Here is a 17,858-nt window from a genome sequence, read left to right on the forward strand (position 1 = left end):
GCGCGTGAGGGCACTGTCAAGGGTTCGCGAGGGCATCGGGGGGCGCTCTTGATCCACCGCACGCCGTCCGCCCGGGGCCCGTCCGCACCTTGGTCCCGTGTAGCCCCGCACCGACCACGGCAGATAGCGTTCGTCCCATGCCGGACTACCTCGACGACCTCCGCTTCGCCCATGTCCTCGCGGACGCGGCCGACGCAACCACCATGGACCGCTTCAAGGCGCTGGACCTCAAGGTCGAGACGAAGCCGGACATGACCCCGGTGAGCGAAGCGGACAAGGCGGCGGAGGAGATCATCCGTACCCATCTCCAGCGCGCCCGTCCGCGGGACGCGATCATCGGCGAGGAGTACGGCGTCCAGGGCACCGGCCCCCGCCGCTGGGTGATCGACCCGATCGACGGCACCAAGAACTACGTCCGGGGTGTTCCCGTCTGGGCCACCCTGATCTCCCTGATGGAGGCGGCGGAGGGCGGCTACCAGCCCGTTGTCGGCGTCGTCTCCGCGCCGGCGCTCAACCGCCGCTGGTGGGCCGCGAAGGGCAACGGCGCCTTCACCGGGCGCAGCCTCACCTCGGCCTCCCGGCTGCATGTCTCCCGCGTCTCGAAGATGTCGGACGCCTCCTTCGCGTACTCCTCCTTGAGCGGCTGGGAGGAGCGCAGCCTCCTCAACGGCTTCCTGGACCTGACCCGCGATGTGTGGCGCACGCGCGCGTACGGCGACTTCTGGCCCTACATGCTGGTCGCCGAGGGCGCGGTCGACCTCTGTGCCGAACCCGAGCTGTCCCTGTGGGACATGGCCGCCAACGCGATCATCGTGACGGAGGCGGGGGGCTCCTTCACCGGCCTCGACGGCCGCCCGGGCCCGCACAGCGGCAACGCGGCCGCCTCCAACGGTCTGCTCCACGACGAGATGCTGGGTTATCTCAACCAGCGCTACTGAGCGCGTACGCCCTCAATCGGCCGCACGCGCCCCCTTGTTGACCCTCGCTTTACCTGCGACTCTGAGGGGACCCTCATTTGTGAACTTGTGAATCCTCGAACTATCCCGGGGATTCGTAGGAGGTGACTCCGCACCCATGCTCGTCCGCGACGCCATGAGCACGGTGGTCCTCACCATCGGCCCCGCCCACACCCTCCGCCAAGCCGCCGCCCTGATGTCAGCCCGGCGCGTCGGCGCGGCCGTGATCCTCGACCCCGATGCCGGCGGCATCGGCATCCTCACCGAACGCGACGTCCTCAACGCCGTGGGACTGGGCCAGAGTCCGGACACGGAACGCGTCCACGACCACACCACCACCGACGTCGTCTTCGCGACACCGTCCTGGACCCTGGAGGAGGCGGCCCGGGCCATGGCCCACGGCGGCTTCCGGCACCTCATCGTCCTGGACCACGGCGAGCCGGTCGGCATCGTCTCGGTCCGCGACATCATCCGCTGCTGGGCACCGGCACGACAGCACGTCCCGGCCTGAGCGCAGTACCGGGGGGTGGGTCGGGCGGCCCGGCCCACCCCCCGCCACACTGGACATTGTCCAACTCGAGGTGCACTCTAAATTCACACCTATTCGGAGCCTGGTCCCCCTTGCTGTTAAGGTGACCCCTATGAGTGACCTTCTGGAACGACTGCGCGGCCGCGGATGGCGGATGACCGCGCAGCGGCGTGTCGTGGCCGAGGTCCTCGACGGCGATCACGTCCACCTGACGGCCGACGAGGTCCACGCACGGGCCGTCGCCAAGCTGCCCGAGATCTCCCGCGCGACCGTCTACAACACGCTGGGTGAGCTGGTCTCCCTCGGCGAGGTGCTCGAGGTGGCCACCGACAAGCGCGCCAAGCGGTACGACCCGAACGCGCACCGGCCCCACCACCACCTGGTCTGCGCCCAGTGCGGCGCGATCCGCGACGTCCACCCGAGCGGCGACCCGCTCACCGACCTCCCCGACTCGGAGCGCTTCGGCTTCACGGTCTCGGGCGTCGAGGTGACGTACCGCGGCGTCTGCCCGAACTGCGCGGCGGCATAAACCCGCTTCCGAAGCCCCGGCCCCCTTGGGCGCCGGGGCTTTGTGCTGTCTACAGGCTTCCCGGATCTGACGGACCGTCATATGGTCAACGGCACCCACCAGTCCGTTCCGCACTCCGCGAGGAGACCCCGTGGGAGAGCTGTATCCGAAACTCAGCGCACGTGATCTGACCCGAACCTTCGGCCGAGGCCCCGGCGCGGTGCCCGCCCTCGGCCCGCTGGACCTGTCCGTGACCGCCGGTGAGTTCGTCTGTGTCGTCGGCCCCTCAGGCTGCGGCAAGTCGACCCTGCTGCGCATCGCCGCGGGTCTGCTGCGCCCCAGCACGGGCCGCCTGGAGATCCGTACGACCAGCCCTCGCCCGGCCGCCATGATCTTCCAGGACTACGGCATCTACGACTGGAAGACGGTCCGCGCCAATGTCCGCTTCGGCCTCGACATCCAGCGCGTCCCCCGCCGCGAGGCCGACGCCCGCGCCGACGCCTGGCTGGCCCGCATGGGCCTGTCGGACTTCGCCACCGCCTACCCGTCGACCCTCTCCGGTGGCATGCGCCAGCGCGTGGCGATCGCCCGGGCGCTGGCGGTGGAGCCCGAACTCCTCCTGATGGACGAGCCGTTCGCGGCCCTGGACGCCCAACTCCGCATGATCCTCCAGGACGAGCTCCTGGAACTCACCCAGACGACCCGCACCACCACCCTCTTCATCACCCACAGCCTGGAGGAGGCGATCGTCCTGGGCGACCGCGTCCTGGTGATGTCCGCCCGCCCCGGCCGCGTCATCGCCGAGCGCCGCCCGCCCTTTCCCCGCCCGCGCACCGGCGACATCCGCTCCGCGCCGGAGTTCACGGACCTCAAGAGCGAGTTGTGGGACCTGCTGCGCAAGGAGGCGGTGCCGGCATGACGACGACCGCTCCCGCACGGGAGTCCGTCCTGGTCCGCGCCCCGGGCCCGCACGAGCTCCATCCCGTACGCACCCACAGGCGCCGACGCGCCCTGGAACTGTCCCTGGCGGCGGCCGTCCCCCTGTTCCTGGTCCTCCTGTGGCAACTGGCCGCCGACCGGGCCTGGATCGACTCCCGTGTCTACCCGGCACCGTCCACGATCTTCGCGGACGGCTGGGACCGGGCCGCGGAGGGCGAGCTGTGGCCGGACGTGTGGGCCACGACGAAGCGCGTCGTGGCGGGCTACGCGGTGGGCACGGCCGCGGGGTACGCGCTGGGCCTGCTGATGGGCTCGCTCTCCCTGGTCAGAGCAGCACTGGAGCCCCTGCTGGACGCCCTGTACGTGGTCCCGAAGCTGGCCCTCCTGCCGATCTTCCTGAACATGTTCGGTCTGGGCGAGGGGCCGCAGGTGGCCCTGGTCGCGGCCACGGTCTTCTTCTTCGTGTGGATCTCGACGATGTCCGCGGTCATGTCGATCCCGGAAGGCCACCGCGACGCGGGCCAGGTCTTCGGTGCCTCACCCTGGCAGATGTTCCGCCACGTCCTGCTGCCGGCGTCACTGCCGTCGGTCCTGGTGGGCGCCCGCATAGCGGCGGGCGTGGCCGTGCTGGTGATCGTCGCCTCGGAGCAGATCGCGGCGACGAACGGCCTGGGCCATCTGATCTTCGACTCCCGCGCGCTGTTCCAGAACGACGTGATGTTCGTGGGGATCGTCTGTGTGGCGGCCCTGGGGGTCGTCTTCTCCGAACTGGTGCGGGTGGTGGGCCGGTTGCTCACCCCATGGGCACCGCGGGACCGTGGACGGGGGCAGTCATGAGGGGACGGACGTGCGTGGTGGCGGCACTGACCGCCGTACTGCTGACCTCGGCGGCCTGCTCGTCGCCGTACGAGGACAACGCACCGCGGGCGGACGCCGGGAAGCGCACGATCAGCCCGGTGGAGGGCTGTGGCGCCACGTCCTGGACGGACCCGGCCGACCTCTCCGCGAGCCGTCTGCCGGCCCGCTGCCAGCCCGGCGCACCGGCCCCGAAGCCCCTGGCGAAGAGGCAGAAGCTGACGATCGCGACGGGAACACTGAGCGCCGAGTACGTGGCACCGCTGCAAGTGGCCCTGGACAAGGGCGAGTTCGCACGTGAGGGCCTGGACGTCACCCTCAAGGTCCTCCCCACGCCGGACGCGCTGCCCCTGCTCGCCAAGGGCGGCCTCGACGCGATCTGGGCGGCTCCGGAGGCGGCCGTGATGAACGGTCTCCGGGGCGGCTTCGACATCAAGTGGGTCGCGGGTAACTTCTCACCGGGCCCCGGCTCGAAGAGCGGCCTGTGGGTGCGGCTGAAGGACGGCGAGAGCGCGTCCCACGTGTCCATGGCCGACCGCAGACTCGGCACGATGATCGGCAAGGGCTCCGTCATCGCGTACCCCATGGAGAAGGCCCTGGAGAAGCACGGCGGCGGCCTCGACAGGATCCAGTACCAGCAGCTGGGCTCCGCGGACGTCCTCACCGCCCTGGAGAACGGCGGCGTCGACTCGGCCTGGCTCCTGGACCCGGTGTGGCGCAAGGTCGACGGACAGCCCGCCTACGCCTTCCTCGGCGGCCAGCCGCAGGGCGAGCCGCTGGGCGGCATGCTGTACGGCCCCTCGCTGCTCCAGCGGGACGTGGACGCGGGAGTGGCCCTGCTCCGCGCATACATCCGCACGGTGAACTCGTACTTCGCGACGGACTACAAGAAGGACGAGGCCTACGTCACCTATCTGGCGAAACTCCTGAAGGCAGACCAGCAGATCCTCCGCTCGACCCCGTCCCTACGGATGGACTGGGAGATCCGCAAAGGCACGACCGACCGTCTGCAAGCGGCATACACCGCGCAAGGAGTCTCCGAGGGCGACCCGCTGCCGGAGTCCAGGACAGTCGACCGCACCCTGTACGAGGAGGCGGTGGGCCACCGGCGATGAAGAAACACCGAGGGCCGGAATCCTTCTGGATTCCGGCCCTCGGCCTTCAGTAGCGGGGACAGGATTTGAACCTGCGACCTCTGGGTTATGAGCCCAGCGAGCTACCGAGCTGCTCCACCCCGCGTCGGTGAAATGAACACTACGTCAACGCGGAGGACGGAAGCAAATCGCTTTTCCCCCGGTCCCCGGAGCCGGCCCGTCAGGCCGACAGCTCCTGCCGCAGCGCGTCCCGCAGGCGAGCCGCCCGCTCCGACACCTCCTGCGGTCCCAGCGTCACGGCCCGGTCGGCCCAGCGCTGGCCCTCCGCGAGCTCCCCACGACGCGCGTAGACCAGGGCGAGCCGCAAAGCCGCCCGGCCGTGTCCCGCGTCCGCCGCACGGGTCCACCACACCGCCGCCTCGGGCTCGCTCCCCTCCCGGGCCAGCAGCAGCCCGAGATTGAAGGCACCGTTGCGGGAGCCCGCCTCGGCCGCCTCCCGGTACCACCGAGCCGCCCCCACGACATCCCCGGCGGGCAGCGGCCAGCATGCCCACCCGCACCTGTGCCCGCCGATGCCCCTGGGACGCCGCCCGCTCGTACCACTCCTCGCACTCGCTCTTGGAGGAGTGCACCGGCTCCCCCAGCTCATGCGCGGGCACGGGCGGACGCCGGGCGTCCAGCACGGTCGCCAGCCGGTACGCCGCCTCCGAGCTGCCGCCCCCGGCCGCACACCGCAGATGCTGCTCCGCCGCCGCCTCGTCCCCGTCCCGCAGTCGCGCGATCCCGACCTGGAGCGCCGCCTCGGTGTGCCCGGCGGCCGCGGCCCGCTCGTACCACCGCAGCGCGACGACATCCTCGCCCCGCCCCGCGAAGAGAATCCCGAGGTTGAACGCCGCGTCCACGCTCCCGGCCTCGGCCGCCTTGGAGAACCACGGCTCCGCCCCGGCGGTGTCCCCGCCCTGCAGCAGCAGGATCGCCAGCGCGTTCGCCGCCTCCCGGTGTCCGGCGTACGCCGCCCGCCGGTACCACTGCTCAGCCTGCGCGGTCCGCGCCTGCTCGGCACAGAGCAGCCCGAGGTTGTACGCGCCGTTGACATCACCGGCGTCCATCGCGGCCCGGTACCACCGCTCGGCGGTCTGCGTCTCACCCCGCTCGGCGTGCAGCGCCCCCAGCGCGTTCGCCGCGTTGCCGTCCCCGTCCTGCGCGGCGCGCAGCCACCAGACCGCGGCGCTCTCGACGTCTCCCGCGTCACGCAGCAGGAACCCGAGGGCACAGGCGGCCCGTGCCTCGCCGTCCTTGGCGGAGGTCAGATACCAGCGCCCGGCCTCCTTGAGCTCACCGCGCCGCTCCAGGATCGCTCCGAGGTGCAGCGCGGCCCGCCGGTGTCCGCGCGCGGCGGCCTGCCGGTACCACTGCTCGGCCGCCGGGGAGACACCGTTGTCGGGCCCGTCGTCCCCTTCGGCCGACACTTCGCGATCAAGAGCACGCGCCAGCCGGTAGGCCGCCTCACGGTGCCCCCGCTCGGCCGCGGCCCGCATCCACTGCCCGGCCGTGGCGTCCCCGCGGTGCTCCAGCAGATCGGCGAGCGCGTACGCGCCGAGGGCGTGCCCCTGCTCGGCGGACTGGCGCAGCCAGTACTCGGCGGCGGGCTCGTCGCCCTTCTCCCGGTGGTGGCGCCCCAGCGCGTGCGCGGCCGCGGCGGACCCGGCGACGGCGGCGATCCGCCACCATCCGGCGGCGTCGTCGGCGTATCCGCGCTGGTGCAGCAGGACGCCCAGGTTGTTGGCGGCGGCCCGGTCACCCGCGGCGGTGGCGGCACGCAGCTGGGGTTCGGCTCCGTCGAGATCACCGCGGCGCAGCAGCATGGCCCCGAGGACGCTCATCGCCTCGACATCGCCGGCTTCCGCGGCGAGCCGCTGCCTTGCTTCCTCGGCGGCCTCACCGGTCTCGTCCCGGTCGGAAGGCTGCACAAGATCGGCAGACTGCACAAAGTCAGCAGACTGCTCAAACCGCCCTGTCTCCAACAGAGTTGCCTTGTCCCCCATAACGTCCATCGTCGCACCACCTGCAACCTGGGTACACCTGGTATACCGCAGCCAGTGAGGTCACTTCAGCGTTTTGTCGACATGCCCACAGAGAGACAAGTCAAACACAGTTCGCCCAACTCCCCACGGCGGCACAGCCATCCCTCTGTCCGGCACATGCGTTCGCACACCACGAAGGCCCGGATCCTTGATCAGGATCCGGGCCTTCGTTTTCAGTAGCGGGGACAGGATTTGAACCTGCGACCTCTGGGTTATGAGCCCAGCGAGCTACCGAGCTGCTCCACCCCGCGCCGTTGTGTTCAAACCGTACCACGGCGCGGGAGGGGCATTTGACCAGCTCAGGAACCGGTCAGCCGCTGGGACTGCTGCTCGGGCTCGGACTGCCGCTCGGACTCGGGCTGCTGCCGCCGGTCTTGTCCTCCTTGGACTGTGCGTCCTCGGCCCGTTGCAGCGCTTCCTCCAGGTCCTTCTGCGCCAGGCCGTACGCCTCCCAGTCGCCCTTCTTCAGGGCAGCCTGGCCGTCCTCGAAGGCCTTCTGGGCGTCGTTCAGCGCCTCTTGGACCGTCGGGTTGTCGGAGGTCGGTGGCGGTTTCGTGGTGTCCCCGCCGTCGTCCTCCGGTGGCGTGGTGGTCTCGCCGTCCGCCCCGAACACCTTGTTGAGGGCCTCGTCGAGGGTGTCCTCGAAGGCGGTGTTGCCTCCGTAGGTCACCAACACCTTCCGCAGCAGCGGGTACTTCAGTCCACCACCGCGTACGTAGACCGGCTCCACGTACAGCAGTCCTCCGTCGAGCGGCACCGTCAGCAGGTTGCCGTACTCCACCTTGGAATCACCTCTGTTGAGGAGGCTGATGGTCTCGGCGATGTCCTGTTCGGAGTTGAACTGGCTCTGTACCTGTTTAGGGCCTTGGACGCTGGTGTTCGTCGGCAGTTTCAGGATTCTGATCTTGCCGTAGTCGCTGGTGCCCGCTTCGGCGTCGACCGACATGAACGCGCTGAGCTGGTCACGGCCGTTGGGCGTGAACGTCGTCGTGAGCGAGAACGCCTGCGCCTTCTGGTCGGGCATCTTCATGCTCAGGTAGTACGGCGGCACCGGCTCGCCCGACGTGTTGGTCGGGTCGTCCGGCACCTGCCACACCTCGGAGCCGCTGAGGAACGTCGTCGCGTCCTTCACGTGGTACCGGCTGAGCAGCTCGCGCTGGACCTTGAACAGGTCCTGCGGGTAGCGCAGATGCGCCATCAGCGAGTCCGAGATCGCGGTCTTCGCCTTCACCGTGCCCGGGAACGCCTTCATCCAGGTCTTCAGGACCGGGTCCTTGGTGTCCCACTGGTACAGGTTCACCTGGCCGGTGTAGGCGTCGACGGTCGCCTTCACCGAGTTGCGGATGTAGTTGACCTGGTTCTGCTGGGCCACCACCGCGCGCGAGTTGTTCGTCGCGGTCAGCGAGTCGGCCGTGGTGTCACCGAGGGTCGTACGCGACGAGTACGGGTAGCCGTTCGTCGTCGTGTACGCGTCGACGATCCACTGGATCTTCCCGTCCACGACCGCCGGGTAGGCATCGCCGTCGATGGTCAGCCACGGGGCGACCGCCTCGACGCGCTCCTTGGGCGTGCGGTTGTACAGGATCCGCGAACCCTCGCCGATCGCGCCGGAGTACATGATCTGCGGCTCGTTGAACGCCACCGCGTACGCGGCCCGGTTGACCGGGTTGGAGAGGTTGACCCCGCTCTTGCCGGTGTAGCTGAAGGTCTTCTCGCCGCTGTCGTCGGAGTAGTCGATCTCCTTCTGGGGACCGCCGACGATCGAGTACTCGGTGGTCTTCTCGCCGTAGTAGACCCGCTGCTGATACGTCCCGAGGTCGCCCTGCGAGGGCAGGTCGGACTCGGTGAAGACCGGGCGGCCCTCGGAGTCGGCGGCGGTGCCCTTGGCGGCGACCACGCCGTAGCCGTGGGTGTAGCGGAAGTGGTCGTTGATCCAGTTGTTCTTCGGAATGCCGGCGAGGTTCAGCTCGCGCAGACCGATGACCGTGTCCTGGTCCTTGCCGTCCTTGGTGTAGCGGTCGACGTCCAGGTTGATCGGGAACGCGTAGTAGTTACGCATCTGCTGAAGCTGCTGGAACGTCGGCGAGACGATGTTCGGGTCCACCACGCGGATGCTGGCCGTGTTGTCGACGTCGTCGCGCAGCTTGGTCTTGTCCGTGGTCGTGGACGTGCCCGTGTACTCGTTGACGTCGGCGTCGTCGATGCCGTACGCCTCGCGCGTCGCCTTGAGGTTCTTGGTGACGTACGGCGCTTCCTTGGCCTGCTCGTTGGGCTGGACCTGGAACTTCTGGACGATCGCCGGGTACAGACCGCCGATGAGGATCGCCGACAGCACCATCAGACCGAAGCCGATGACGGGCAGCTGCCAGGTGCGCCGCCACAGGGTGGCGAAGAACAGCAGGGCGCAGATGACGGCGATGCAGAACAGGATCGTCTTGGCCGGCAGATAGGCGTTCGCGTCGACGTACCTCAGGCCGGTCCAGTTGTCGGTCGCCTTGAAGTCGCTGGACTTGACCGCGAGGCCGTACCGGTCGAGCCAGTAGGCCACCGCCTTCAGGGCGACGAAGATGCCCATCAGCACCGACAGATGGCCCGTGGCGGCGGCCGTGGCGCGCGCTCCCGGGCTGGTGATCCTGAGCCCGCCGTACAGGTAGTGCGTCAGCGCGGCGGCGATCACGGACAGGATCGCAGCTGCGAAGCCGAAGCCGAGCAGGAACCGGTACCAGGGCAGGTCGAAGGTGAAGAAGGAGATGTCGAGCTTGAACTGCGGGTCCTTCTCACCGAAGGACACGCCGTTGACCCACATCAGCCAGGTCCGCCACTGGCTCGACGCCGAGGCGCCGGCGATGAGGCCGACGAGCGCGGTGATCCCCAGCAGCAGCCACTTCTTGTAGGGCGCGATGCCCATGCGGTAGCGGTCGAGGTTCTGCTGCTCCATCGACATCGCGCTCAGCGGCGGCCGCAGCCGGTGCGCCAGCCAGATGTTGAAGCCGACCGACAGGGCCATCAGCAGGCCGAAGACGAAGAACAGGCCGATCTTCGTCCACAGGGTCGTCGTGAACACGGACGAGTAGTTCACCGACCGGTACCAGAGCCAGTCCGTCCAGAACCCGGCGAACATGGTGAACGCCATGCCGAGCACGGCAAGGACGCCCAGTGTCATGAGCAGGGTCCGGACACGCCGGGACGGGCGGCCCACTCTGATCCGTGGCCCCGTCGGGCCTCCGCCGCGGTCCGGCATCTGGAAAGCCAAGGTGCGCACCTCGAAAGTCGCTGTTGGTCCGTCAGACCCGCGTCCCCGCGGGCCGTCCGTGGGCCACGTGATCGTAGGCCCTCACCTATGCAACTTACTCACGCTTTACTCGGTTCCCGATTCGGGCCATGAACGAGGCAGGATTGTGACCATGTCCAACACACCCATGGCAGCGAGCCCCCTGACCCGGGCCGTACTCGAGATCGACGAGTACGTGTCCGGCCTCGGCTGGGACCAGCCCGCTCGCCTCTTCGCCCTCGTAGACACCGCCCGGCTGCGCGCTCAGGAACCGGGCATCGCGGCCCAGCTCGGCCTGGAGGACGAGCAGGCGACCACCGGTCTCACCCCGATCGAGCAGGAGGAGATCCCGGCGGGCAAGCCGCTGGACGAGTTCCTCGGCACGATCGCCTGGCCCGACCCGGTCGTCGGCTGCGCCCTGACGGTGGAGCGCCTGATGCTCCCGCCGTCCGCCGAGGCGTCGGTCCCGGAGGGCCTGAGCGACAAGAAGCTCTCCCAGTGGGTCGCCAAGCACCCCGACCGCCAGGAGGTCCGCATGACGGTCGCGGTCCTGCGCGACGGCACCCGCGACTCGGCCCTGCGCCTGCGCGAGAAGGACTCCCCGACGGAGGTCCTCACGGGCGGCGCCCTGGTGCCGGGGCTCGCGGAGGCGCTGTCGGCGACGTTCGAGGACTGAGTTCTTCCGGTACGACGGCCTCTTCCCGTACGTGAACGAGGGCGCCCCTGGTCCTGGGGCGCCCCCGTTCACGTACGCGCGCGTGCCTGTTCCGTCAGCCCTTGGTCGTGCACTTGGGCAGGCCGTCGGTGTCGCCGGAGCGGATGTCCTCGAGGGCGCCGAGGGCGTCCTCGATGGTGTTCACCTTGACCAGCGTGAGCCCGCCGGGAGTGTCCTTGGCGGCGGCCGCGCAGTTGTCGGCGGGCGTGAGGAAGTACTGGGCGCCCTTGTCGTGGGCGCCGACGGTCTTCATCTCGATGCCGCCGATCGGGCCGACCTTGCCGTCGTCGTCGATGGTGCCGGTGCCGGCCACGAACTTGCCGCCGGTGAGGCTGCCCGGGGTGAGCTTGTCGTAGACGCCGAGCGCGAACATGAGCCCGGCACTCGGCCCTCCGACGTCGGCGAGCTTGATGTCGATGGTGAACGGGAAGGTGTGGTCGATCCCGGCGGAGATCCCGACGATGGCGCGCTTCTCACCGTCGTCGTCGGACGCCTTGGTCGTGACGGTCACGTCCTCGGTTCTGGTCGCCGTCCGCTGCTCCTTCTCCGCGGCGGCCTGCTCCTTGGCGGGCACGATGGTGAAGACGACCTTCTCGCCGGTCTTGTGCTTGGTGACCAGCTCGGCGACGTCGGCGGGCGCCTTGACGGCGGTCCCGTCGACGGCCTTGATGACGTCACCGGCGTGCAGCCTGTCCTCGGCCGGGGAGTCCTTGACGACCGTGGAGACGATCACGAAGGACTTCACGGGGACGTCCAGCTCCTTCAGGGCGGCGACCTTGGCGCTCTCCTGGGACTGGCTGAACTCCTCGGCGTTCTCCTGGGTGGACTGTTCCTCGGTCTTGCCGTCCGGGTACAGCGTGTCGTGCGGCACGACCTTGTTGTCGTGCGCGAGCCAGCCGTACACGGCCTCGACGAGGTTCATCTTGTAGTCGGCGCTGGTGACCCGGACGGTGGTCATGTTCAGGTGGCCGCTCGTCGCGTACGTCTTCCGGCCGGAGATCTGGAGCACCGGCTCGCCGTCGTGATCGCCCAGGGTGTTCACCGTCGGCCCGGGGGACATCTCCGCGTACGGCACGGGGATCAACACACCCGCGCACAGGAGTGCGATCAGCATCAGGGTGGAGGCGAGCATCGTCGCGGTGCGGCGTGGCATGGCACGACAGTACGGGACGCCCCTGTCAGCGACCCGTCAGGGCCGCCTGAAGGACTGTCTCAGGGCTGCTTCTCCATGGCCTTGCGGAACCGGGCGTACCCGTCCAGCTCGGGCCCGTCGCTGCGAGTGCTGCGGGTCCGGTTGGCCCAACTGCCCCACAGACCTGCGCCGATCGCAGCCAAGAGCGGAATCAGCAACCAGGCGAGCGCCGCCATGTCGTCCTCCCAACCCCGGTGCGCGACCGCAACTGACTGATCAGCAGATTAACCATCCGCACGGACAACGCTCACGCCAGGGGTGCGGTTACGCAACCGGAGAGAACAGAAGGAAGGGTTCGGCAGAGGCCGTGGGCTCAGCAGGCGCCGACCCGCCCTCCCGTCGCCCGACCACCGCCCCCTCAACGACGGCGCTACGCGCCGACCCATTCATCGGTGCCGTCGGAGAACTTCTGGTGCTTCCAGATCGGCACTTCGTGCTTGAGGTCGTCGATCAGCTTCCGGCAGGCCTCGAAGGCCTCCCCGCGATGCGGGCACGACACGGCGACGACGACGGCGAGATCCCCGACGCTCAGGTCCCCCACGCGATGCACCGCGGCCAGCGCCCGCACGGGGTACTCGGCGACGACCTTCTCCGCGATCCGCCGCATCTCCGCCTCGGCACTCGGATGACACGAATAGCCGAGCTCGTCGACGTCGGCTCCGCCGTCGTGATTGCGCACGGTCCCGACGAACAGCGCGGTCCCCCCGGCCGCGTCGTCCCCGACGGCCTTGAAGACCTCGTCCAGGGAGAGCGCGGTCTCACGAATGGCGATGAGCTTGATCGCGTCCTGCGCGCCCCGCTCACCGGGGTGATCGTCGATGGCTGCCATGCCCCCATCGTGCCTCATGCCCGCGACCGCACGGAATAGCGTGATCGCCCGGCACGCGCGCGTGGGCGTTTGGAGCCTCCTACAGGCCTGGACCCCTCGATCTCAGATCCGCCGTCGGGCCTTCCGCGCCCGCCGCACCACGGCCGCCGCGCCCAGCAGCGCCACCGTCGCACCCGCGGCACCCGCGGCCGTCGCGTCCTTGCGGCCCAGTCGGCGCCCCACGACCGTGTGCCGTCCGGAGACCTCCTCCAGCAGCTCCGCGAGGACCTCCTCGTTGGTCCACTGCGGCCGCCATCCGGCGTCGTGGAGCCGACTGCCGCTCACCACCCAGGGGTACATCGTGTAGGCGAGATCCCCGGCCGGAGACGGTGTGAGCCCGATCCGGTGCAGCCTGGCCGCCGCGCCCAGCGCGACGGCCGACGGCAACTCCATCCGCCGGATCCCGCTGAGTTCCTCGACCTCCTCCTGCTCCAGCCACCCGTCACAGCCGACGGCGAGCTCGCCCTCGACCTTCTCCAGGACGGCGTACTCCAGAGCACTGCACAGATCCTCGACGTGGCAGAACTGCCAGGCGGGCCGGGAGCCGGCCACAACCAGCAGCCGCGGCGACTCGAAGTACCTGGTCAGCGCGGTGTCGATGCCTCCGACGAGGACAGCGGGCCGCACCACGGTGACATTGAGCCCGGGGTGCGCCCGCGGAGCGCGCCGCGCGAGCCGCTCGACCTCCAGCAGGTCCCCGACCCCGGTCGCCTCCGCCGTCGCCCGCAGCTCCGCGTCCTCGGACAGCGGCAGCTCGTTGTCCGGAAGGGCGCCGTAGACCATGGCGGAGGTGCACAGCACGACCCGGTGCACGCCGGCCGCGGCCGCGGCGGTCAGCACGGTCTGCGTACCGCGCACGTTGTAGGCCGTACGGGCGGCGCCGTCGGTCTCCAGATCGAGATCGAGCGCCAGATGCACCACGACGTCCGCGCCCCGCAGCTTCTCCGCGATCGCCGGATCCCGCACATCCAGGATGTGCCACTGCGCCGCCGCGCACTCGCCTCGCCGCTCGTCGATGGCGATGACCTGCTTGATCTCCTCCGAAGCGGCGAGCCGCTCGGTGAGCAGCGCGCCGACACCGGCGGCGGCGCCGGTCACAGCGACGACCGGTCCGCGCAGGCCGGGACGGGTTGACTGGTTTCGCGCTGCGCGAACCTGTGGATCAGGGGAACTCACCGGGCGTCTCCCGCGGTTGTCTTCAGTACGGGCGCGAGTGACGCGTACGTACCAGGTGGCATCCATCCTGCCGCAGGCCGAGACTCGGCGGAGCATCGAGGCCCGATCCGCCCACGGTGTCTAGGCTGGGTGGTGTTATCGGGCAGTCGCGCCGTCGGAGAGACACCGGCGGCCTTACCAGCCGAGGAATCCCGTGAGTGACACCCCATTCGGATTCGGCCTTCCGCCGGAGGAGCCGGACGACGGCGACGAGGGCAAGAAGAAGGACCAGCAGAGCGGTGGTGGTCAGGGCCCGGCCAACCCGTTCGGTTTCGGCGGGCTGCCTGGAGCCGGCGGCTTCGGTGCCCCTGGTGCCGACAACCCGTTCGCTGCCATGTTCGGTTCCCTGAACCCCAACGACCTGGGCGCCGCGTTCCAGCAGCTGGGCCAGATGCTCTCGTACGAGGGCGGCCCGGTGAACTGGGACATGGCCAAGCAGATCGCCCGCCAGACGGTCTCCCAGGGCACCGCCGACGGCACCAAGGACGCGAGCGTCGGCCCCGCCGAGCGCACCGCGGTCCAGGAGGCCGTCCGCCTGGCCGACCTGTGGCTCGACGACGCGACGTCACTGCCGTCCGGCGCGGGCTCCGCCGTGGCGTGGTCCCGCGCGGAGTGGGTCGAGGCGACCCTGCCCGCGTGGAAGGAGCTCGTCGACCCGGTCGCCGAGCGCGTCGGCACCGCCATGGGCGACGTGCTGCCGGAGGAGATGCAGGCCATGGCCGGCCCGCTGATCGGCATGATGCGCTCGATGGGCGGCGCCATGTTCGGCACGCAGATCGGGCAGGCCGTCGGCGTGCTCGCGGGCGAGGTCGTCGGCTCCACCGACATCGGCCTGCCGCTCGGCCCGGCCGGCAAGGCCGCGCTGCTGCCGCTCAACATCGAGGCGTTCGGCAAGGACCTGGGCGTGGCGCAGGACGAGGTGCGGCTGTATCTCGCGCTGCGCGAGGCCGCCCACCAGCGTCTCTTCACGCACGTGCCGTGGCTGCGCTCGCACCTGTTCGGCGCGGTCGACGGGTATGCGCGCGGCATCAAGGTCGACACCGCCAAGCTCGAGGACGTGGTCGGCCAGTTCGACCCGCAAAACCCCGAGCAGCTCCAGGACGCTCTCCAGCAGGGCATGTTCCAGCCGGAGGACACGCCCGAGCAGAAGGCGGCGCTGGCCCGTCTGGAGACGGCTCTGGCGCTCGTCGAGGGCTGGGTGGACGCGGTGGTCCACGCCGCCGCGAAGCCTCGTCTGTCGTCCGCGGACGCGCTGCGCGAGACCCTGCGCCGCCGTCGCGCCTCGGGCGGCCCGGCCGAGCAGACCTTCGCCACGCTGATCGGCCTGGAGCTGCGCCCCCGCCGGCTGCGGGACGCCTCCCGGCTGTGGGCCTCGCTCACGGACGCGCGCGGTGTCGACGGCCGGGACGGTCTGTGGGCCCACCCGGACATGCTCCCGACCGCCTCCGACCTGGACGACCCGGACGGCTTCGTCCACCGCGAGCAGCTGGACTTCTCCGAGCTGGACAAGATGCTCGGCGAGGCGGCGCAGAAGCCCGACCTGAAGAAGAAGGACGCCGACGCCGACGCTGACAAGGACGACAAGGACGACGACACCGAGTGAGCCTGTTCGACGACGCGGTCCTCGTACTGAAGGGCTACGAGGACCAGGAAGAGCTGCGCCAGACCTACCTGGACCATCTGGCGACGCACCCGGACGGCATGTGGAAGGCCTGTGGCGACGGGCACATCACGGCGAGCGCGCTGGTGATCGACCCGTCGCGCGGGCAGGTCCTGCTGACCCTCCACCGGAAGCTGCGGATGTGGCTCCAGATGGGCGGCCACTGCGAACCGGTCGACGAGACCCTGGCGGCGGCCGCCCTGCGCGAGGGCACCGAGGAGTCCGGCATCGAGGGGCTGACCCTGTTGCCCGGCGGCCCGGTCCGTCTGGACCGCCATCACACGCCGTGCGCCTGGCACCTCGACGTCCAGTACGCGGCGCTGGCCCCGGCCGGGGCGGCGGAGGCGATCAGCGACGAGTCCCTGGACCTGCGCTGGTACGCGTACGACGAGGTGGCGGACGTGGCGGACGAGTCCGTCGTACAGCTGCTCGAAGCGACCCGGGCCAGGCTGTGAACGCGTAAGGGGCGACCACCATGGGTGGTCGCCCCTTACCTGTCAGCTGTGGCTAGCTCCAGGCGTTGCCCTGGTTCTGGCCGCGGGCCCCCTGCTGCCCCATCCCGTACTGCGCGGCGAGGCCGGAGCCGATCTGGGCATTCTGCGGCGGCAGCAGCTCGCTGGGCTGGACGATCGCGTAACCGCTGCCCATGAAGCTGAGCTCCCAGCCCTCACCGGTGTTGCCCCGGCGCCGGAACACCCCGGAGGAATGCGTCTGGGCCTGCATCTGGACGCGCAGCGAGGTCGACCAGGCGACGATCGCGTCGGCGTCGCAGTTGACGTACTTGTCGGGCGTCACCTGCATCATCAGCGGCGCACCGGAGGTCATGAGGGCGACCTTGCCGCGGCCGGTGATGTTGAGCTGGTACTTCCCGGAGCCGGAGATGCCGTAGAGGCTGTCGACGGCGATGACCTCGTGGTGCAGCGACGAGTCCATGGCGAGGACGTAGTTGCTGTCGACGGTCAGTCCGTCCTGCTCCACGTCCACCAGATGGACGTGCTGCTTGAGATTGGCGAGATAGACCGTGCCCTGCCCGTGGCAGCGCATCAGGTCCAGGCCCTCGCCGGTCCGCGCACGCGCGCGTCCCTGCTGGTTGCTCTGGTACTCGGCGTCGAACTCCATCAGGCCCTGGTAGGCGACCATCGTGCCCTTGCGGGCGAGGATGTCGTCGTGGCCCTCCAGGCTGACGCGGAGCATCTGCTTGTTCTGCAGGCTCCAGCGGTCCTGGGTCTGCTGGTCGTTGTAGGCGAAAAGCGGACTCTGCATGACGTTCTGGCTCCCCCTCAGCCCCGGAACCGGAGACGGTCGGTGCTGTCCTCGCTGGGCTGGACGACGACGATGCCCTGGCCCGAGAAGGCCATCTGGTAGGCCTCACCGCTGCCCCGGCCGATGAGTGACTGCGCCTTGAAGCTGCGCTTGCCCTTCACCTTGAGGTTCGGGGACCAGGCGACGAGCGCGTCGGGGTCGACGTACGTCTCGTCCTCGCCACCGCCGCAGTCGACGACGATCGGCTTGCCCCGGGAGGTCAGCGCGACCCAGCCCTGCCCGGAGATCTTGGTGTTCCACAGTCCCTGCCCGGCGAACTTCGCCAGGCCCTTCACGCGCTCGACACCCCAGGTGAGGTGCGCGTCGAAGGCGAGCAGGTTGGTGGCGTTGACGGAGATGCCGTCGCCGTTGAGGTTGATGACGACCACGTTGGCGCCGTAGTCGGCGAGATAGAGCAGTCCGTCGCCGGTGCACTTCATCAGGGGCGCGCCCTCGCCGGTCATCCAGTCCTTGGCGATCTGGCGCACGGCCGGCGGGTTGGGCTCGTACTGGACGAACCCTTCGTAGGCGACCATCGACCCCACACGCGCGAAGAGGTCGTTACCGGTCTGCATGGCGATCTTGGCCATGTGGTTGCCGTGGTTCTCCATGCGGGCCGTGACGGGTGCGGGAGCGAAGCCCGCGAGTGGCTGGTTCATGACGGACTCCC

Annotated in this window: 16 protein-coding genes, 2 tRNA genes and 1 pseudogene; 9 read left to right on the forward strand and 10 right to left on the reverse strand. The window is 69.7% G+C overall.

Annotated elements, in window-relative coordinates; genetic code table 11:
* Positions 1–137: 137 nt before the first annotated feature.
* The 6 genes from hisN (at position 138) to QF037_RS16890 (ending at position 4,902) form a co-directional block, all read left to right on the forward strand.
* On the forward strand, positions 138–938 hold the full coding sequence (gene hisN / locus QF037_RS16865; protein WP_307026086.1) for a histidinol-phosphatase: 801 nt from the start codon (positions 138–140) through the stop codon (positions 936–938).
* Between the two features lie 136 nt (positions 939–1,074).
* A complete protein-coding gene (locus QF037_RS16870; RefSeq protein ID WP_307026088.1) occupies positions 1,075–1,467 on the forward strand; it encodes a CBS domain-containing protein in 393 nt (130 codons plus the stop codon).
* A 130-nt stretch (positions 1,468–1,597) separates the two neighbouring features.
* Complete coding sequence (locus QF037_RS16875; RefSeq protein WP_266822234.1) at positions 1,598–2,014, forward strand: Fur family transcriptional regulator; 417 nt, start codon at positions 1,598–1,600, stop codon at positions 2,012–2,014.
* A 130-nt stretch (positions 2,015–2,144) separates the two neighbouring features.
* Positions 2,145–2,912 carry an ABC transporter ATP-binding protein gene (locus QF037_RS16880; RefSeq protein WP_307026092.1) on the forward strand — a complete coding sequence of 256 codons (768 nt, stop codon included), beginning with the start codon at positions 2,145–2,147 and terminating at the stop codon, positions 2,910–2,912.
* Positions 2,909–3,769, forward strand: a complete 861-nt coding sequence (locus QF037_RS16885) for an ABC transporter permease (RefSeq protein WP_307026094.1) — start codon at positions 2,909–2,911, stop codon at positions 3,767–3,769. Before QF037_RS16880 ends, QF037_RS16885 begins: the two co-directional genes overlap by 4 nt.
* Positions 3,766–4,902 (forward strand): ABC transporter substrate-binding protein, encoded by a 1,137-nt coding sequence (locus tag QF037_RS16890; protein WP_307026096.1) that lies wholly within the window; start codon positions 3,766–3,768, stop codon positions 4,900–4,902. Before QF037_RS16885 ends, QF037_RS16890 begins: the two co-directional genes overlap by 4 nt.
* 50 nt (positions 4,903–4,952) lie before the next feature.
* On the opposite strand, the gene QF037_RS16895 is transcribed toward QF037_RS16890, so the two are convergent.
* The 4 genes and pseudogenes from QF037_RS16895 to QF037_RS16910 form a co-directional block, all read right to left on the reverse strand.
* Positions 4,953–5,026, reverse strand: a tRNA-Met gene (locus QF037_RS16895).
* A 75-nt stretch (positions 5,027–5,101) separates the two neighbouring features.
* A pseudogene (locus tag QF037_RS16900) lies at positions 5,102–6,935 on the reverse strand (tetratricopeptide repeat protein).
* A 207-nt stretch (positions 6,936–7,142) separates the two neighbouring features.
* A tRNA-Met gene (locus QF037_RS16905) sits at positions 7,143–7,216 on the reverse strand.
* Between the two features lie 59 nt (positions 7,217–7,275).
* Positions 7,276–10,206, reverse strand: coding sequence for a UPF0182 family membrane protein (locus QF037_RS16910; RefSeq protein ID WP_307037201.1), 2,931 nt, complete (start codon positions 10,204–10,206; stop codon positions 7,276–7,278).
* Between the two features lie 163 nt (positions 10,207–10,369).
* On the opposite strand from QF037_RS16910, the gene QF037_RS16915 reads away from it, so the two are divergent.
* Positions 10,370–10,912, forward strand: a complete 543-nt coding sequence (locus QF037_RS16915) for a PPA1309 family protein (RefSeq protein ID WP_307026098.1) — start codon at positions 10,370–10,372, stop codon at positions 10,910–10,912.
* A gap of 94 nt (positions 10,913–11,006) precedes the next feature.
* Here the strand turns inward: QF037_RS16915 and QF037_RS16920 are convergent, their stop codons facing one another.
* From QF037_RS16920 to QF037_RS16935, 4 genes are all read right to left on the reverse strand, one after another.
* Entirely contained in the window at positions 11,007–12,104 is a 1,098-nt protein-coding gene (locus tag QF037_RS16920; protein ID WP_307026100.1) for a YlbL family protein, read from the reverse strand.
* Positions 12,105–12,163: 59 nt separating this feature from the next.
* Positions 12,164–12,319 carry a hypothetical protein gene (locus QF037_RS16925; protein WP_199924634.1) on the reverse strand — a complete coding sequence of 52 codons (156 nt, stop codon included), beginning with the start codon at positions 12,317–12,319 and terminating at the stop codon, positions 12,164–12,166.
* 194 nt (positions 12,320–12,513) lie between these two features.
* Entirely contained in the window at positions 12,514–12,972 is a 459-nt protein-coding gene (locus QF037_RS16930) for a molybdenum cofactor biosynthesis protein MoaE (protein WP_307026103.1), read from the reverse strand.
* A 102-nt stretch (positions 12,973–13,074) separates the two neighbouring features.
* Positions 13,075–14,187 (reverse strand): SDR family oxidoreductase, encoded by a 1,113-nt coding sequence (locus tag QF037_RS16935; protein ID WP_307026105.1) that lies wholly within the window; start codon positions 14,185–14,187, stop codon positions 13,075–13,077.
* 193 nt (positions 14,188–14,380) lie between these two features.
* On the opposite strand from QF037_RS16935, the gene QF037_RS16940 reads away from it, so the two are divergent.
* Both QF037_RS16940 and QF037_RS16945 read left to right on the forward strand, forming a co-directional pair.
* Positions 14,381–15,829: a zinc-dependent metalloprotease gene (locus QF037_RS16940; protein ID WP_307026107.1), complete on the forward strand. Its 1,449-nt coding sequence runs from the start codon at positions 14,381–14,383 to the stop codon at positions 15,827–15,829.
* Positions 15,826–16,341 (forward strand): NUDIX hydrolase, encoded by a 516-nt coding sequence (locus tag QF037_RS16945; protein WP_307026109.1) that lies wholly within the window; start codon positions 15,826–15,828, stop codon positions 16,339–16,341. The genes QF037_RS16940 and QF037_RS16945 overlap by 4 nt, the downstream gene beginning before the upstream one ends.
* Before the next feature lie 52 nt (positions 16,342–16,393).
* Here the strand turns inward: QF037_RS16945 and QF037_RS16950 are convergent, their stop codons facing one another.
* Together QF037_RS16950 and QF037_RS16955 are read right to left on the reverse strand one after the other, a co-directional pair.
* Entirely contained in the window at positions 16,394–17,149 is a 756-nt protein-coding gene (locus QF037_RS16950) for an AIM24 family protein (RefSeq protein WP_307026111.1), read from the reverse strand.
* Between the two features lie 17 nt (positions 17,150–17,166).
* Entirely contained in the window at positions 17,167–17,847 is a 681-nt protein-coding gene (locus tag QF037_RS16955) for an AIM24 family protein (RefSeq protein ID WP_307026113.1), read from the reverse strand.
* Between the last annotated feature and the right edge of the window lie 11 nt (positions 17,848–17,858).

Origin of the sequence: Streptomyces canus (assembly GCF_030815415.1) — a bacterium.
In the GTDB taxonomy this organism is placed as follows: Bacteria; Actinomycetota; Actinomycetes; order Streptomycetales; family Streptomycetaceae; genus Streptomyces; species Streptomyces canus_F.

Coding starts and splice junctions, on each gene's coding strand:
- hisN (WP_307026086.1), top strand. CDS start 138: ATGCCGGACTACCTCGACGACCTCCGCTTCGCCCATGTCCTCGCGGAC.
- QF037_RS16870 (WP_307026088.1), top strand. CDS start 1,075: ATGCTCGTCCGCGACGCCATGAGCACGGTGGTCCTCACCATCGGCCCC.
- QF037_RS16875 (WP_266822234.1), top strand. CDS start 1,598: ATGAGTGACCTTCTGGAACGACTGCGCGGCCGCGGATGGCGGATGACC.
- QF037_RS16885 (WP_307026094.1), top strand. CDS start 2,909: ATGACGACGACCGCTCCCGCACGGGAGTCCGTCCTGGTCCGCGCCCCG.
- QF037_RS16890 (WP_307026096.1), top strand. CDS start 3,766: ATGAGGGGACGGACGTGCGTGGTGGCGGCACTGACCGCCGTACTGCTG.
- QF037_RS16910 (WP_307037201.1), bottom strand. CDS start 10,206: ATGCCGGACCGCGGCGGAGGCCCGACGGGGCCACGGATCAGAGTGGGC.
- QF037_RS16915 (WP_307026098.1), top strand. CDS start 10,370: ATGTCCAACACACCCATGGCAGCGAGCCCCCTGACCCGGGCCGTACTC.
- QF037_RS16920 (WP_307026100.1), bottom strand. CDS start 12,104: ATGCCACGCCGCACCGCGACGATGCTCGCCTCCACCCTGATGCTGATC.
- QF037_RS16925 (WP_199924634.1), bottom strand. CDS start 12,319: ATGGCGGCGCTCGCCTGGTTGCTGATTCCGCTCTTGGCTGCGATCGGC.
- QF037_RS16930 (WP_307026103.1), bottom strand. CDS start 12,972: ATGGCAGCCATCGACGATCACCCCGGTGAGCGGGGCGCGCAGGACGCG.
- QF037_RS16950 (WP_307026111.1), bottom strand. CDS start 17,149: ATGCAGAGTCCGCTTTTCGCCTACAACGACCAGCAGACCCAGGACCGC.
- QF037_RS16955 (WP_307026113.1), bottom strand. CDS start 17,847: ATGAACCAGCCACTCGCGGGCTTCGCTCCCGCACCCGTCACGGCCCGC.